Source organism: Rhizobacter sp. SG703, assembly GCF_012275445.1.
In the GTDB taxonomy this organism is placed as follows: Bacteria; Pseudomonadota; Gammaproteobacteria; order Burkholderiales; family Burkholderiaceae_C; genus Rhizobacter.
Genome location: NZ_JAAZQK010000003.1, coordinates 563,729 through 578,053, shown reverse-complemented (window position 1 = coordinate 578,053; position 14,325 = coordinate 563,729). Strand labels below are relative to the sequence as shown.

12 protein-coding genes and 1 pseudogene are annotated in these 14,325 nt (G+C 66.7%); 4 read left to right on the top strand and 9 right to left on the bottom strand.

The window, feature by feature from the left end; translation table 11 throughout:
- Positions 1-155: 155 nt before the first annotated feature.
- On the bottom strand, positions 156-623 hold the full coding sequence (locus FHT26_RS08210) for a GNAT family N-acetyltransferase (protein ID WP_168559643.1): 468 nt from the start codon (positions 621-623) through the stop codon (positions 156-158).
- An 871-nt stretch (positions 624-1,494) separates the two neighbouring features.
- Here FHT26_RS08210 and FHT26_RS08205 point away from each other — a divergent pair.
- Both FHT26_RS08205 and FHT26_RS08200 read left to right on the top strand, forming a co-directional pair.
- On the top strand, positions 1,495-1,899 hold the full coding sequence (locus FHT26_RS08205; protein ID WP_168559642.1) for a DUF5071 domain-containing protein: 405 nt from the start codon (positions 1,495-1,497) through the stop codon (positions 1,897-1,899).
- A 64-nt stretch (positions 1,900-1,963) separates the two neighbouring features.
- Entirely contained in the window at positions 1,964-2,461 is a 498-nt protein-coding gene (locus FHT26_RS08200) for a GNAT family N-acetyltransferase (protein WP_168559641.1), read from the top strand.
- Between the two features lie 436 nt (positions 2,462-2,897).
- On the opposite strand, the gene FHT26_RS08195 is transcribed toward FHT26_RS08200, so the two are convergent.
- A complete protein-coding gene (locus FHT26_RS08195) occupies positions 2,898-4,046 on the bottom strand; it encodes a fascin domain-containing protein (RefSeq protein ID WP_168559640.1) in 1,149 nt (382 codons plus the stop codon).
- Between the two features lie 640 nt (positions 4,047-4,686).
- Positions 4,687-5,034 (bottom strand): KTSC domain-containing protein, encoded by a 348-nt coding sequence (locus tag FHT26_RS08190; protein WP_168559639.1) that lies wholly within the window; start codon positions 5,032-5,034, stop codon positions 4,687-4,689.
- A gap of 195 nt (positions 5,035-5,229) precedes the next feature.
- Between FHT26_RS08190 and FHT26_RS08185 the strand changes: the two genes are divergently transcribed.
- Positions 5,230-5,775, top strand: coding sequence for a DUF4256 domain-containing protein (locus tag FHT26_RS08185; RefSeq protein WP_168559638.1), 546 nt, complete (start codon positions 5,230-5,232; stop codon positions 5,773-5,775).
- On the opposite strand, the pseudogene FHT26_RS08180 reads toward FHT26_RS08185, so the two are convergent.
- Positions 5,765-6,313 (bottom strand): annotated as a pseudogene (locus FHT26_RS08180) (LysR substrate-binding domain-containing protein); the annotation flags it as partial. The gene FHT26_RS08185 and the pseudogene FHT26_RS08180 sit on opposite strands and share 11 nt — an antisense overlap.
- 287 nt (positions 6,314-6,600) lie before the next feature.
- Here FHT26_RS08180 and FHT26_RS08175 point away from each other — a divergent pair.
- Positions 6,601-6,996, top strand: coding sequence for an NmrA family NAD(P)-binding protein (locus FHT26_RS08175; RefSeq protein ID WP_210427287.1), 396 nt, complete (start codon positions 6,601-6,603; stop codon positions 6,994-6,996).
- A 17-nt stretch (positions 6,997-7,013) separates the two neighbouring features.
- Here the strand turns inward: FHT26_RS08175 and FHT26_RS08170 are convergent, their stop codons facing one another.
- The 5 genes from FHT26_RS08170 to FHT26_RS08150 are packed head-to-tail and all read right to left on the bottom strand — an operon-like array spanning position 7,014 to position 14,294.
- Positions 7,014-7,886: an alpha/beta fold hydrolase gene (locus FHT26_RS08170; RefSeq protein ID WP_168559636.1), complete on the bottom strand. Its 873-nt coding sequence runs from the start codon at positions 7,884-7,886 to the stop codon at positions 7,014-7,016.
- Entirely contained in the window at positions 7,870-8,529 is a 660-nt protein-coding gene (locus FHT26_RS08165) for a TetR/AcrR family transcriptional regulator (protein ID WP_168559635.1), read from the bottom strand. Before FHT26_RS08165 ends, FHT26_RS08170 begins: the two co-directional genes overlap by 17 nt.
- Entirely contained in the window at positions 8,522-11,656 is a 3,135-nt protein-coding gene (locus FHT26_RS08160) for an efflux RND transporter permease subunit (RefSeq protein ID WP_168559634.1), read from the bottom strand. The genes FHT26_RS08165 and FHT26_RS08160 overlap by 8 nt, the downstream gene beginning before the upstream one ends.
- The gene (locus tag FHT26_RS08155; RefSeq protein ID WP_168559633.1) at positions 11,653-12,801 is read right to left on the bottom strand and encodes an efflux RND transporter periplasmic adaptor subunit; all 1,149 of its coding nucleotides are present in this window, start codon (positions 12,799-12,801) and stop codon (positions 11,653-11,655) included. Before FHT26_RS08155 ends, FHT26_RS08160 begins: the two co-directional genes overlap by 4 nt.
- Positions 12,798-14,294 carry an efflux transporter outer membrane subunit gene (locus FHT26_RS08150; RefSeq protein ID WP_168559632.1) on the bottom strand — a complete coding sequence of 499 codons (1,497 nt, stop codon included), beginning with the start codon at positions 14,292-14,294 and terminating at the stop codon, positions 12,798-12,800. Before FHT26_RS08150 ends, FHT26_RS08155 begins: the two co-directional genes overlap by 4 nt.
- Positions 14,295-14,325: the final 31 nt, after the last annotated feature.

Genomic DNA, 14,325 nt, shown 5'->3' with positions numbered 1-14,325 from the left:
TTCGCTTTCTGAAGCAGGTATTGGCATGACTTCCCTTGAACGACTTGCCGCAGCCTACCCGAAAGCCGCCACTGGTGAGAGGCGGGTAGTGGCCGGCTACGGGCGTTCGACGACATCATGCGAACGGTGGAGATGTTCGCATGGCCCTGCTTTCGCTATGAGGTGGAGCGAAGCCACTTCTCGAGCCGGATGCCGTCGAGCTTCTTTCGATACATGCTGGGCTCCAACTTCACTTCGTGATACCCGTGCTCGTTGTAGAAGCATCGCGCCGCAGCATTCTCGCGTCGCGCTTCGACGCGGATGCGTTGGGCGCCTGCGATGCTTGCCGCAGCTTCCAGCCAGCGTAGCAGCGCACTGCCGACGCCTTGGCGCTGGTTAGCTATCGCCACCGCGAACAGTACAAGGTGAGCTTCGTCATCCAAGTACCTCATGATTCCGAAGCCACAAATCCGGCCTTCCTCTCGCAAGACCGCGACATTCGTGTTTGGATCTTGAATGGACTTCTCGACAGCGTCGGCACGCCAGTTCCAGCTCATGCCGTGTTCGATCAGATCACGCGACATCACTGCGATCTGATCAGCGTCGCCGACCTTGGCCACACAGATCATCGAATCAATGTTCATTCCGGCAAGGGTGCGTGGTGAACGTCAGGCGAGCCAACCGGAAAGCAGTCACTCGCGAGAGACCGCTTCTGGCCGACTGTTGCCGGTCGGCCGCTCCGCCTTGTCGACGGTAGCAACCCTCAGCAGTCCTTCGAGGAGTCGAGGTGCCCAACGTTTGACTTCCGCGAACTCCGTAGATGGTCCGCTGGTGCGAAGTGTTAGGCGCGCACATAGGCTAGTGCCGCCTTGCTCAACAAGGGACGAAGGATCTTGTCGAGCCGTACTTGGTGGAGATGCTCGAGGACGCAGGTGTCTGCAGCGTTCTCTCGGTCTCCGCCGGAAGCCACGGCCTCACCGAGGTGGTCAGCAAGGAGCTGCCATTGCTTCTGCGTAGGGTGCGCGACCGCCACGAAGGGAAGGAAGCTTATGTAAACGCTATGAAGGCTCGAAGAGCGAAATTCTTCGTCCCCGTTATCCTCTTCCCAGACGGCCCGAAATTCCGGAAAGATCCTGACTAGCTCAGCGAGCAGGTCGTCTTGGTGACAGGTAGTCATGCCGTTCAACGTTTGACTTGAGCGCCGCCATCAGGCGTCGGCTTGAAGGAAGGTCACGGAGGTCGATCCTGCTATTCACCGGGTCAACCCTTTAGCCATTCCACGATGGCCGCAGCCTACCCGAAAGTCGACCTTCGCCAGCGCTGGCCGACTCGACTGTGCCCCCTCGTCGGACGGCCAGCAAGCGGTCCCTCGGCCGAGACGGTGCCGCCGCCGTCCGGCCGCTCGCAGTCGAGGCGGCGAACATACACTGTCGGCCACGAGCAGGCGGTCGCGGGAGACAGCTTTCGAGCGAATCTTTGGTCCCGCGATGCTGCGAATCCTTTGCCCCAACGAGCATGATCTCAGACCTACGACAGTTGATCCCGAGTGACAAGCACGACGTACGCAGCGCGGAGGCGCTGGCCACGCTTGGCTATCCAACGATCGAGCCCGTACTGCCTCAACTTCTCGAGTGGGTTCAAGACGGAAACTGGCCGGTCGCGCAGGCTCTCAGCCCACTCCTCGCAAGCGTGGGAGCGGACCTCGCGCCGCACGCGCGAACGGTGCTCAACGGCGCGGACGATACTTGGAAATACTTCCTCATTCAGGCCGTCGTCACGAAGTCACCGGCGTTGGCGTTGGTGCTCATGCCTGAGCTGAAGCGCCTTGCTTCTCACGCCACTCCTGGTGAGACCGCAGAAGGCATCGACAAGATGGCCGACGAACTCATCATGTCAATGGTTGGACGCTCAAATTCGTGAGGCAGGAGTCGGCCACTTGCAGTCGTTCACGAACGACAGCCTTCGGATAGGCTAGGTTGCTGTGATGACGACCATGAACGCCTCGACGGATATTGGGTTCCAAGACGCACTGGAATCGGATGCGGATGGGCTCGCAGACCTCCGTGTTGCCGCGATGCGCGAGAGCCTTGAACGAGTCGGTCGCTTTGATCCGATCCGGGCGCGGGATCGCTTACTGTCGTCGTTCGACGCCGCGGCGACACGCCACATTTTGGCTGATGGCTTACGCGTCGGGTTTTTCGTCGTGCGAACGAGCGCGAAGGAAATGCTGCTCGACCACCTATACATCGACCCGCGTCATCAAGGCCGTGGGGTAGGCGCTGCAGTCTTGGCAAAGGTCTTTGCCGAAGCAGATCGGCATTGTCTTGACATCCGGGTGGGTGCGCTCAAGGAGAGCGCTTCAAATCACTTCTACGCGCGCCATGGTTTCCTGCCCGTGGCGCAGGATGAGTGGGACATCTACTATGTTCGTCGGCATTCAGCGGCCGTAAGCCACCAGGGCGGTTTCCAGTCACCGCGCTGACGAGGCGAAGCAGCTGACTGGCAGCAATCGGCCACGAGTTGCCGTTCGACTCGGTCTGCTTCGGTGCCTTCGCTCTTCTTCTGGATGATCGCCTGCATGATGCTGGTATCCACGATCTGCTCGCCGCGCGGGATGTACGAGTGCAGTTACAGACTCGCAGTGTCGAAGACCACCCTACCACCCGAGCCGTCCGCCGCCAATTGTTGCTTGAACCTCCACAGCGTGCCCATGTCGGAGATGTTGAGCACACCATCGAGCTGGTATCAATGCTGGAAGCTCACGCGGTCCAGCACGTGGTACGCGCAGTGGTTCTGAAAAAAGTGGCAGCGTTCGGTTCACACTGCTAGAAGGCCGAAGGCTCTATGGGACAGTAGTCATGTCCTGCATCCTCCCAGCTCAGCAGGCTTGCAACATGAGTGAGGTTTCGAGAAGTGCACTATAGGACGCGCACCACCGTGAATGTCTCCCAAGGTCCTAGCGTTTCTCGGTCCGTATTGATGGGATTCTTATCATCCCTAAATCCGTTTCTGGCAGATAGGTAGTAACCAGTGCTAGTGCAGATGGCGTAGGTGCCGTCGTTCTGTTGGACAAGGGTCAGCTTCTCCCATTGCCGAATCTCGGTGGCATGCGTATGGATTGGATAATAGTTGTCATTGGGGCCGTTTATGCCTCCCCCATTGACCGCGGTAATATAGTTACCAGCGCCTGTTCGCAGCGCAAACGTGTTGTCCTGCCCGCTGACGAATTGAATTGTAAACCTCTCCATAGGGCCGACGGTTGTCGCATCCGAGCGAAGCCCGACGACGCTATTCCCGAGACCTCCATTGTTGGCCACGGTCAAGAAGTTGCCGTTCAATGTCTGGATAGCGATAACGGGCTCGAACGGAAACGGGTTGCCGCTCGCCGTAGGAACCGGCGCCGAATCTTCAGGCGACTTGACATCGAGGACCGGCCAATTGCACGCTTCGGTCGCCTTGATCGCATCGGAAAGCAGGGATGAGAATGTAGCCAACAACACCATGAATTCGGCTACGGCTGCACTCGCGCCCGTGGACGTAACCATCACCACAGTACCAGCAGCAGTTATCCCATAAAGTAGCTTATCCCACCAACTTAGTCCCTTGTTGAACTCAGCGATGACAGCCCCTAAGCAGCTGGAATTATAAAGGGTCGACAGGATGGAAAGGGCAGCCCTCGCCTGATCATATAAAGTAGCATGCGGGTGGAGGAGCGTTCTGATGGCAACTTCGATGCGCGGTCGTGCTGGACGGGCTAGTCGAGCGATTCGATCAATCGTCAGTTGGTTGACCGTTGCGCGTAGAAATACGGCCCCGACCGCCAAGATTATGGCGTCATACACGACCCATCCAATCGCTCTTTCGCAATCAGTGAGTTCGAATTCTGCGCTTGTTGGCTCGCTCATCCTGTGCAGAAGGACAGAGCTCCAATCGACATCTCGTCCACCGGCATGGTCCAGGACCTCGCTGAGGGTAAGCGCCTGTGCCCGCGGATTGTCAGGGTAACGACGCTTGAAGCTATCAAGCTGTTCCTGCGTGAGATTGACAAAGCACACCTTGTGATTCATTTCGCCTCCGCAATGATGGTTGTGATGTCACGCCGGACTATAGGATAAATGAATTTCCTGTTGCGAAAGAATGAGCGCAAGCACGGTACCCCTCTCTGGGGCAGGCCGCGCGGCCTGAGGCCTGAGGTAGGCGCAAATAGCGCAGCGCGTTGAACGTCCGCTCCCTGCAGATAAGATCGTTGTTGCAAAGGACTGCAACGGGTCGATTTGAGCCAGTCGGCCGCGATTCCACCAGTCGTTCATCGACCAATCGAGTACGTGGATGCAGTAGCCGCTATCGAAGGCGAAGCAGTCGCTCGAAGTTGCGACTGTCGAGCGACCGGTGTTTGGCCAAGCTGTCGCTCGGCGCGGTTGCCCCGAGCGACTCAGTTCAGTCTGAAGCGGGCATCGAAAGCCCCCGGGGGTCTCCTTGGCCACTGAGCGCCATGGTCATCATCTTGAGTTCCACGGCAGTAGCCCGGTGCATGAAGAGACCCAATAGTCGACACACCCCCGGTCGGTATCCTCGCGGTCGATTCGACACTCGACTTCCGAGACCGGGCAGACCGTCGAGAATCCTGCGCGCTTGCGGCCTCCGAGGCGGCCCTCCGCCCTCTGCAGTCGGCGAAAGATCTCAACCATGGGCCGCCCTCCAGATCGTTCACAACCGATACTTCTTCGGAACTGAGTGCGTCCTGCAATCGAACGGACCATCGCGCCCACTGCCCTTGATCCGTGCCTCGAAGTACTGCCGCTTCGACCCCGCCGAGCGCAGCCCCTGCACCGTTCCAGCGTCGATTTCGCAGTAGTGGTAGTACGTCGAGCGCAAGCGAATGACCATGTAGCGCTCGGCCGAGTCGTAGCAGATACGGGTGACGTCGCTGCCCTCATTCACCTCGGCGCAAATGCAGGCATCCAACGACACCGGCCCGTGGTACTTGACCAGCACGGTCTCCGCCAGCGCAGGTCCGCACGTCAGCAAAAGCGGCACGATCAAGAAGCTCGTCATGCGGCCCATTCGACCTCCTCGCTCACACCGCGAGTCTGTCAGTCGCCATTGCTTTCCGAAGCAGGAAATCCCTTCCTCATTTCTGATGAAAACTGCAAGCTATGCCTTGCAATAGGGCTCGCTCTTTCTGCGATTGACAGCCAAGCCTGACAGTACTCGGCTTCCGGATGAAGTGGCCAACGTATCCTCTGCCTCATGAATGCACAGCAACGCGCAGAGCTTCTGCAGACCTTGAAGGCCCGCTTCGACAAGCACCCGAAGCGGCACCAGGGCATCGCATGGCCCGACGTGCTGCGCAGGCTGGAAGCCAGCCCCGACAAGCTGCGCTCGCTGCACCAGATGGAAGCCACCGGCGGCGAACCGGACGTGGTCGGCCACGATCCGAGGACTGGCGGCTTCACGTTCTGCGACTGCGCGGCAGAAAGCCCGGCAGGCCGACGCAGCGTCTGCTACGACCGCCAGGGCCTGGAGTCGCGCAAGGAGCACAAGCCGGACCACACCGCGGTCGACATGGCCGCCGAGATGGGCATCGCGCTCTTGACGGAAGCGCAGTACCAGGCACTGCAGCAACTCGGCGATTTCGACACCAAGACATCGAGCTGGATCGAAACGCCCCCCGATGTCAGGGCGCTGGGCGGCGCGTTGTTCGGCGAGCGCCGTTACGGCAGGGTCTTCGTCCACCACAACGGCGCGCAGTCGTACTACGCCGCACGCGGATTCCGCGGCTGCATCACGGTCTGACCCCGCCGTCCGCGTCCACCATCGCCTTCAGCACGTCGCGCACCCAGCGCTGGCCGGCGTGTCCGTGGTTGCGCTCGTGCCACAGCATGCCCACCTCGAAGCCCGACACCGGAATCGGGCACTCGACGATCCGCAACGCATCGGTGCGGTCGCGCACCAGCCGTTGCGGTACCAGGGCGACCAGGTCGGAGCGGGCCACCATCTCCGGCACGAACAGGAACGACGACGCCGACAACACCACGTTGCGCCGCAGGCCGAGGGCCGCCAGCACGTCGTCCACCGGCGTCGTGAAGTCGCCGCCGCGCAACGAGACGACGACATGCTCGAGCTGTGCGAACTGTTCCGCCGTGAGCTTGCGGCGCAGCCGGGGGTGGCCGCGGCGGCCTGTCAGCACGTAGCGCTCGTCGAACAGGTGGCGGCTGCGCAGGCCGGCCGGCGCGTCGCCTGGCGTCATCAACGCAAGGTCCACGTCGCCGCGGGCCATCTGTGCCGCCAGTTGCGGCAGGTCCAGGCTTCGCAGCGCGACCCGCAGGCCGGGGCGCCTGCCGGCGCAGTTGCAGCACCAGCGGCTGCACCAGTGCGACCTGCAGGTAGTCGGTGCAGGCGATGGCCACCGTCAGGCGGGCCCGCGCGGGATCGAAGTGGCCATGCCGACCCACGGTCGCGCGCACTTGATCCAGCGCATCGCGCAGCGGCGCCAGCAGTTCGTCGGCCTTTGCGGTAGGCGTCATGCCGCGCTGCGCCGGAATCAGCAACGGGTCGCCGAACAGGTCGCGCAGGCGCGCGAGCTGTGCGCTCACCGCGGGCTGGCTCAGGTGCAGCCGGTTGACCGCCACCGGTCCCGCGGTGCTGGCGCAGTTCGACGACCCACAGGCGTATCACGGAAAAACGCTGCCGGTGATCGGCGAGGTGCTGACGGCGCGCGAGATCGTCGACACCTTCGTGCGCGTGACCGGCAGGCGTGCGCACTATGCGTCGGCCTATGCGCGCGAGGACTTGCTGGCTCACTTCCCCGCGTTCGGTGCCGACGAGTGGCTGGTGCGCGAGCTGGTGGGAATGGTCACCTACGCGGTCGAGTACGGGTACTGCGCGCCGGAACGCGACACGGCCTGGAGCCGGCGCAACGACCCGGACGCATTGACGTGGGAGGGGTTCCTGCGGCGCACCGGGTGGCGGGGCGAGCACACCAGCTTCGGGGCGGCAACCCGGACGGCCGAATAGCGGCCGCCCGGGCGCGATCACGCGACCTGGTTCAACAGCCTGGCCGGCACATCGGGTCGCTCCAGCGCGAGGAAGTGGCCGGTGCCGGGCACCTCGGTGAACTCGGCGGAAGGAAGCAACTGCTTGTTGGCTTGCCTGTCCGAAGCCCGTGACCAGTCCTTCTCCCCATACAGGAGGTGAACCGGCGCGCTGGCCGCGCGGTAGCGGGAACGTGCCGCGATGAGGCTGGGCAGGCTCGCGTACACGGCTCGCGCGACGATCGGGTAGCCGGGTCGGTGCCCGACCTTCAGCAGTTCATCCAGGTAATCGTCCCGCAGCGCCGTCGTGTCGACCAGGCCGCCCTTGAGAACGGCGCGCATGATCGGTCTGGGTTCCAGTCCTGCGAGCAACGGGCCGATGCCGGGCGCAAGAACGCCGGTCACGATGAAGCGCGCCAGGACGCTGGACCTCGCGATGCCGCCGGCGTAGTCGTAGGGATTGATGGCCACGACGCGCCGAACCCGTTCGGGCAGATCGGCCGCGGTCGTGAGGGCGAGCACCGCACCCATCGACTCGCCGAGCAGGCTTACGTCGCGCAGGTCGAGTCGCGTGATCAGGCTCTTCACGGCGGCGCGCATCACGGGCTCCTGGTACGACGCGCCGGGCACGATCTCCGAATGGCCCATTCCCGGCAGGTCGAGCGCGTACACGGTGTAGCGCTGCTGGACCAGCGGAATGAGGTGGCGGAAGTGCTCCGCCTGCGTGCGCACGGTGTGCAGCAGCACCAGCGGTGCACCCGTGCCGCCTTTGAGGTAGCGCAGCCGGCCCTGGCCCGGTTCGCGCGGCTCGAGAACATGGCTGCCGAAGCCGGCAATCGAGATGCCGGAAGGGTTGTCAATCGTTGCGGACATGGGGGTCTCCTTGGGGCTGGGCCAGGCCTTCGAGCACGAACTCGAGGTGGCGGGTGAAGAGATCGGGGGCGTTCATCAGCGCGTCATCGGGCACGCACGGGCCGATGGCATGCCGGTGCAGGCACATGAAAAGAACGGGCAGCACCAGCGCGTGCACCACCAGGTCGGGATCCACCGGGCGGAACTCGCCGCGCTCGATCCCCCGGACGACGATGCGCGTCACGCAGCGGCGTGCCGGCTCCATCACCTCGCGCGACCAGAACGCCGCCAGGCTGGGGAAGCTGCGCACTTCGGTGAGCACCAGCTTGAAGATGCCACCGGCCTGGCTTTTCATCAGCGCCGAGCGCCAGCGGGTCAGGACCTCGCGCAGCAGCTCCGGGCTGGCCCGGGCATCGGAGGGCTCCTGCGCGCCGATCGCGATGCCCGATGCGAAGCGCTCCGCCAGCAGCGCCATCAGCAGGTCTTCCTTGCTGCCGAAGTAGAGGTACAGCGTGGCCTTCGAGACGCCGGCCCGCGCCGCAATGTCTTCGGCACGCGCCGCCGCGAAGCCCCTCTCGACGAACAAGGCCAGTGCCGCGTCGAGCAGTTCGCGCGGCCGCGTCTGCTTGCGCCGGTGGCACGCGGCGCCCACGCGCTCAGGCATGGGCCCCCTCCCCCGCCGGCTGCGCGCCGACCGCCTGCGGCGCAGCGGCGGCGGCCTGCGCCGGGCTGTCGCGCCGGATGCGGAACCAGGCGGCGTACAGCGCCGGCACGAAGACCAGCGTGAGCGCCGTCGCCACCACCAGGCCGCCCATGATCGAGATCGCCATCGGGCCCCAGAAGACGCTGTGCGTCAGCGGGATCATCGCCAGCACCGCGGCCGCCGCCGTCAGCACCACCGGGCGCGAGCGCCGCACCGTGGCGTCGACGATCGCGGTCCAGGGCGCCACGCCGCGTGCGATGTCCTGGTCGATCTGGTCGACCAGGATGATCGAGTTGCGCATGATCATGCCGCTCAGCGCGATCACGCCGAGCAGCGCGACGAAGCCGAACGGCGCGTGGAACAGCAGCAGCGCCGGCACCACGCCGATCAAGGCCAGCGGCGCCGTCATGAACACCATGAACAGGCGCGAGAAGCTCTGCAGCTGGATCATCAACAGCGTCAGCATCACCGCGAACATCGCCGGGAACACCGCGAACAGCGCCTTGTTGGCCTTGTCGCTCTCCTCGATGGCGCCGCCGTCCTCGATGCGGTAGCCGGTGGGCAGGCTGTCGACGATGGGCTGCAGCGACGGGCGGATCTGCGCCGTGGCGTACGGGCCCTGCACGCCGTCGACGACGTCGCTGCGCACGGTGAGCGCCATGTCGCGGTTGCGCCGCCACAGCACCGGCTCCTCGAAGCCGGGCTCGATACGCGCGATCTGCGACAGCGGCACCGTCACGCCGCTGCGCGTGAACACCTGCAGGTCGCCGAGCTGGCCGATGCCCTTGCGCTCTTCCGAGGTGGCCCGCACGACGACGTCCACGAGTTCCTCGCCGCGGCGGATCTGCGTCACGTTGGCGCCCGCCAGCGTGGTCTGCACCAGGCTCTGCACGTCGGCGCTCGTCAGGCCGAGCAGCCGGGCCTTGTCCTGGTCGACGTGCACCTGCATCGAGCGGACCTGTTCGTTCCAGTCGAGTTGCGTGTCGCGCACCAGCGCGCTCTGGCGCACCGCGTCGCGCACCCGGTAGGCGATCTCGCGCACCTGCGCCTTGTCGGGGCCGATGACGCGGAACTGCACCGGGAAGCCCACCGGCGGGCCGAACTCCAGGCGCGTGACGCGGGCCGTGACGTCGGGCAAGGCCTCGTCCTTGGCGAACAACTCCATCAGGCGGGCACGCACGCGCTCGCGCTGCTCGATGCCTGCCGTCTTGACGACGAACTGGGCGAAGCCCGGGTTCGGCAGTTCGGGCTGGATCGACAGGTAGAAGCGCGGCGTGCCGCCGCCGGTGTAGGCGGTGAAGAACTCGATGTCCGGGTCCTTCGCGAGCCGCGTCTCGAGCAACTTCACCTGACGCTCGGTGGCCGCGAACGACGCCCCTTCGCGCAGCCGCAGGTCCACCAGCAGCTCCGGCCGCGACGCGGTCGGGAAGAACTGCTGCTGCACGAGCAGCATGCCGGCGCCGGCGACGCCGAAGACCAGCACCGTGATGCCCAGCACCCACGCGCGGTGGTGCACCGCCCGATCGATGACGCCGCGCAGCCAGCGGTAGACCGGCCGGTCGTAGGGGTCGTGGTGCCCACCGCTGTGATGAGGGGCCGACAGGTTCTTCGGCAGCAGCAGCACACCGAGGTACGGCGTGAACACCACGGCCACCAGCCACGACAGGATCAGCGCCGCGCCGACCACCCAGAAGATGCCGCCCGCGTACTGGCCGGCGATCGACTTGGCGAAGCCCACCGGCATGAAGCCGGCGGCCGTGACCAGCGTGCCGGTCAGCATCGGAAACGCGGTGGAGGTGTAGGCGTAGGTGGCCGCGCGCAGGCGGTCCCAGCCCTCCTCCAGCTTCACCACCATCATCTCGACGGCGATGATGGCGTCGTCCACCAACAGGCCGAGCGCGATGATCAGCGCCCCCAGCGAGATGCGGTCGAGGTTCCAGCCGGCGGCATACATCACCCCGGCCACCAGGCCCAGCACCAGCGGCACCGAAGCGGCCACCACGATGCCGGTGCGCCAGCCGAGGAACAGGAAGGACACGGCCAGCACGATGGCCAGCGCTTCGAGGAACGAGCGCTCGAATTCCCAGACCGACTCCACCACCACGCGCGGCTGGTCGGCGTACTGCTGGACCTCGACGCCCGCCGGCAGTTGCTGCCGCACCTGCGCCATCTTCTGCTCCAGCGCCCGCCCGAAGTCCAGCACGTTGCCGTTGGGCTGCATGGTCACGCCGATGCTCAGCACCGGCACGCCGTTGTGGCGGATGGTCAGGCTCGGCGGGTCTTCATAGCCGGTGCGCACGGTGGCGATGTCGGCCAGTCGCAGCAGGCGGCCTCCCACTTCCAGCGTCACGCCGGACACGTCCGCGGCGCTGCGCAGACCGCCATCCACGCGCACCTGCACGCGGTCGTGCGCGGCATCGGCCGAACCGGCCGGGGCCACCAGGTTCTGGCGCGCCAGCGCGTCGAACACCGCCGTCGGCGCGAGGCCGAGTGCGGCCAGCCGCCGCGTCGACACCTCCACGTACACGCGCTCGGCCTGCTTGCCCAGCACGTCGACCTTGCCGACGCCGTCCACCGCCTGGATGCGCCGCTTCACGTCTTCGGTGACCGCCAGCAACTCGGCCATCGACAGATCGGGCGCGCTCAGCGCGTAGAGCACGCTGTAGCGGTCGTTGTACTCGTCGTTGAAGAACGGTCCGCGCACGCCTTCGGGAAACTCCTGGCGCACGTCGCCGATCTTCTTGCGCACCTGGTACCAGGCATTGTCCAGTTCCGCCTTGCTGCTGCCGCCCTTCATCCACAGCGTGATGCCGCCATAGCCCTGGCGCGCGAAGCTGCGCACGTACTCGAAGTGCTCCAGCTCCTGCAGCCGGCGCTCGATGCGGTTGAGCACCTGGTCCTGCACGTCCTGCGCGGTGGCGCCGGGCCACACGACGATGGCCGTCATCTGCGGCACGTCGAAGTTGGGGTCCTCCAGGCGGCCCAGCCGGCTGAACGACAGCACGCCGACGATGAGCGTCGCGATGATCAGGAACAGCACCATCGGCTGGTGCGTGACGGCCCATTCGGAGAGATTGAAGCGTTTCATGAACTGCTCTTGGCAAGAGGGGCCGACCCGGCTTCGGGCATGCGTTCGACAGCCCGCACCTTGAGGCCGGCATCGAGCTTCTGGGCACCGACGCTGACCACCCGGCTGCCGGCGGCCAGGCCGGTGACCTGCACCGACGCGTCGTCCATGCCGACCACCTGCACCGGCTGGAACACCAGGCCGGAGCCCGTGGCATCCACCAGCCAGACGCCGGCCGAGCCGCTGGCCTTCACCAGCGCGGTGACCGGCAGCGCGGCCGTCGCCGTGCCCGCGCCCGGGCTGGACAGGTTCAGCTGCATCGTGCTGCCCAGCGGCAGCGCCGCGACCTGCGCGCGCGATTCGGGAGACGCGGCATAGCGCACGCGGAAGGTCCGGCCCTGCGCACTGGCCAGCGGCGAGAGTTCGCGCAGCACCAGCCGCAGCGGCACTTTGGCGTCAGCGCCGGCGTCCTGCCACGGCGTGGCCACCGCGCTCAGGGTGCGCGCCCGGCCCACCCATTCCTCCGGCAGGTCGGCAACGATCTCGCGTTCGCCGTCACGGGCCAGCGACAGCACGGGCTGGCCTTCGGTGACCACCTGGCCGCGCTCGAAGCGCAGCGCCGTCACGACGCCGGCATAGGGTGCCACCAGCGTGGCGTAGCCCTCGCGGTTGCGCGCCAGGTCGAGCTGGCGACGCGCCTGGTCGAGGCGGGCCGCGGCCGCATCGGCGCGCGCCTTCTGGCGTTCGTGGTCGGCGCTGCCCACCGAGCCGTCGGCCAGCAGGCGGCGCATGCGCGCCTCGTCGGACGCGGCCTGCTGCGCATCGACGGACGCCGCCTGCACCTGGGCGGCTGCGGCATCTACAGCCAGCCGGTAGTCGCCCGGGTCCAGGCCGGCGAGCGCCTGGCCGGCCTTCACGGCATCGCCGACCTCGACCCACCGCTCGACCACCTTGCCGCCGGTGCGAAAACCCAGCTCGGTCTCGACGCGGGCATGGACCACGGCGGTGAAGGCACGCGCCTGTCCGGACGCGGACGGGGTGACGGTGGTCACGAAGACCGGCTTGACGGCGGCGGCAGGGGCTGGCGGGGCGCTGCAGCCGGCGAGCGTGAGCGCGGCGATGGCCGCTGCGGCGACGGCCGACACGGCGGGAAGGGTCTTGTTCACAGGGTGGTCCTCTCGGCAACGGAAGGGGTGGCAGCACCGGTCCGGGCCGGCGCGAAGCCCCCGCCCAGTGCCTTGTAGAGTTGAACGTCGGCCAGCGCCTGCTGAAGGCGGCTGTCCGACAGGGCGAGTTCGCTGGCCAGCACCGAACGCTGCACGTCCAGCAGCACCAGCAGGTCGATCTGGCCTTCGCGTTGCAGCGACTCGGCGCGCTGCAGCGAGCGGCGGCGGTGGTCGGCCGTGCGGGCCAGCGCGGCGGCGCGTTCGGTCTCTTCGGCGCGCACGAGCAGGCTGTCCTCGACCTCCTGCACCGCCACCAGCACCGCCTTCTGCCAGGCCAGCAAGGCCTCCTCGGCCCGTGCCGACTGCGCGCGGATGCCGGCATCGATGCGACCGGCATTGAAGATCGGCGTGGCAAAGGCCAGCGCGACGTTCGAGAAGTGCACCGGCGCGAGATCCATCGCGTTCAGCCGCAGGTCTTCGCGGCCGAACAGCGCGCTCACGAAGAGCTTGGGCCACCACTGGGCGCGCGCCTCGGCGCCGCGCAGCGTCTCGGCCGCGACGCGCGATTCGGCGGCGATCAGGTCGGGGCGGCGCCGCAGCAGGTCGCTCGGCTGGCCGCTGCCGATCTCGCGCAAGGCAGGCCACGCGAACGCCGTGCCCTCGCCGACGACGCGCGCGGACGGGTTGCGTCCGAGCAGCACGGCCAGCCGGGTCTGCGTGACGCCGGCCAGCATGCGCAACGGCGGCACCTGCGCATCGAGCGCATCGGCCTCGGCACGCGCGCGGTCCAGGTCGAAGGCGCTGGCCTCGCCTTCGCGCTGGCGGCTGGCCACGCGGTTGGCGGTCTCGCGCTGGGCCTCGGCCAGTGCCTGCACGATGCGCAGCCGCTCCTCGGCGCCGCGCAGCACGAAGTACTGCCGGGCCACCTCGCTGGCCACCAGCAAGCGCGCGCCGCCCACGCCGGCTTCGGCGGCTGCGGCATCGGCCTGCGCCGCGTCGCGCGCAGCCCGCACGCCGCCGGCCAGGTCGATCTCCCATGCCACGTCGACACCGGCGCGCAGCGCACGCGTGTCGGGCTGGCCGCCTTGCTTGACCGCGTCGGGCAGGCCGCTCTCGCTGCGCGAGGCCGAGGCCTGCAGGCCCACCGTCGGCCACAGGCGCGAGCCCTGGGCCTCGTGGCCGGCCCGCGCCTGGGCGACGCGTTGCAGCGCGATGGCGACATCCTGGTTGGCCGCCAGCGCCGCTTCGACCAGCGCCGTCAGCGCCGGGTCGCCGTAGCCGGCCCACCAGGCGCCGTCGAGGGCTTGGCCGGCCACGGGCTCCGGCGCGCCGTGCGCAAAGGCGGAAGTCAGCGGCACCGACGGCACCGGCAGCTGCACCGGCGCCACCGAACAGGCCGGCAGCAGGACCGCCGAGAGGACCGATGCCGCCAGCGCCACCGGGCGGATCGCCCGGGCGCCGGGGACGAGGCTGCGATGCAAGGGAGGTGTCATGGGGGCCTTCACTTACTGTACGATTGAGTAC

What these genes read in the sequence shown, in the direction of transcription:
- FHT26_RS08170 (WP_168559636.1), bottom strand. Translation starts at nt 7,886, where the DNA reads ATGTCCGCAACGATTGACAACCCTTCCGGCATCTCGATTGCCGGCTTC.
- FHT26_RS08185 (WP_168559638.1), top strand. Translation starts at nt 5,230, where the DNA reads ATGAATGCACAGCAACGCGCAGAGCTTCTGCAGACCTTGAAGGCCCGC.
- FHT26_RS08210 (WP_168559643.1), bottom strand. Translation starts at nt 623, where the DNA reads ATGAACATTGATTCGATGATCTGTGTGGCCAAGGTCGGCGACGCTGAT.
- FHT26_RS08160 (WP_168559634.1), bottom strand. Translation starts at nt 11,656, where the DNA reads ATGAAACGCTTCAATCTCTCCGAATGGGCCGTCACGCACCAGCCGATG.
- FHT26_RS08195 (WP_168559640.1), bottom strand. Translation starts at nt 4,046, where the DNA reads ATGAATCACAAGGTGTGCTTTGTCAATCTCACGCAGGAACAGCTTGAT.
- FHT26_RS08150 (WP_168559632.1), bottom strand. Translation starts at nt 14,294, where the DNA reads ATGACACCTCCCTTGCATCGCAGCCTCGTCCCCGGCGCCCGGGCGATC.
- FHT26_RS08165 (WP_168559635.1), bottom strand. Translation starts at nt 8,529, where the DNA reads ATGCCTGAGCGCGTGGGCGCCGCGTGCCACCGGCGCAAGCAGACGCGG.
- FHT26_RS08190 (WP_168559639.1), bottom strand. Translation starts at nt 5,034, where the DNA reads ATGACGAGCTTCTTGATCGTGCCGCTTTTGCTGACGTGCGGACCTGCG.
- FHT26_RS08205 (WP_168559642.1), top strand. Translation starts at nt 1,495, where the DNA reads ATGATCTCAGACCTACGACAGTTGATCCCGAGTGACAAGCACGACGTA.
- FHT26_RS08200 (WP_168559641.1), top strand. Translation starts at nt 1,964, where the DNA reads ATGACGACCATGAACGCCTCGACGGATATTGGGTTCCAAGACGCACTG.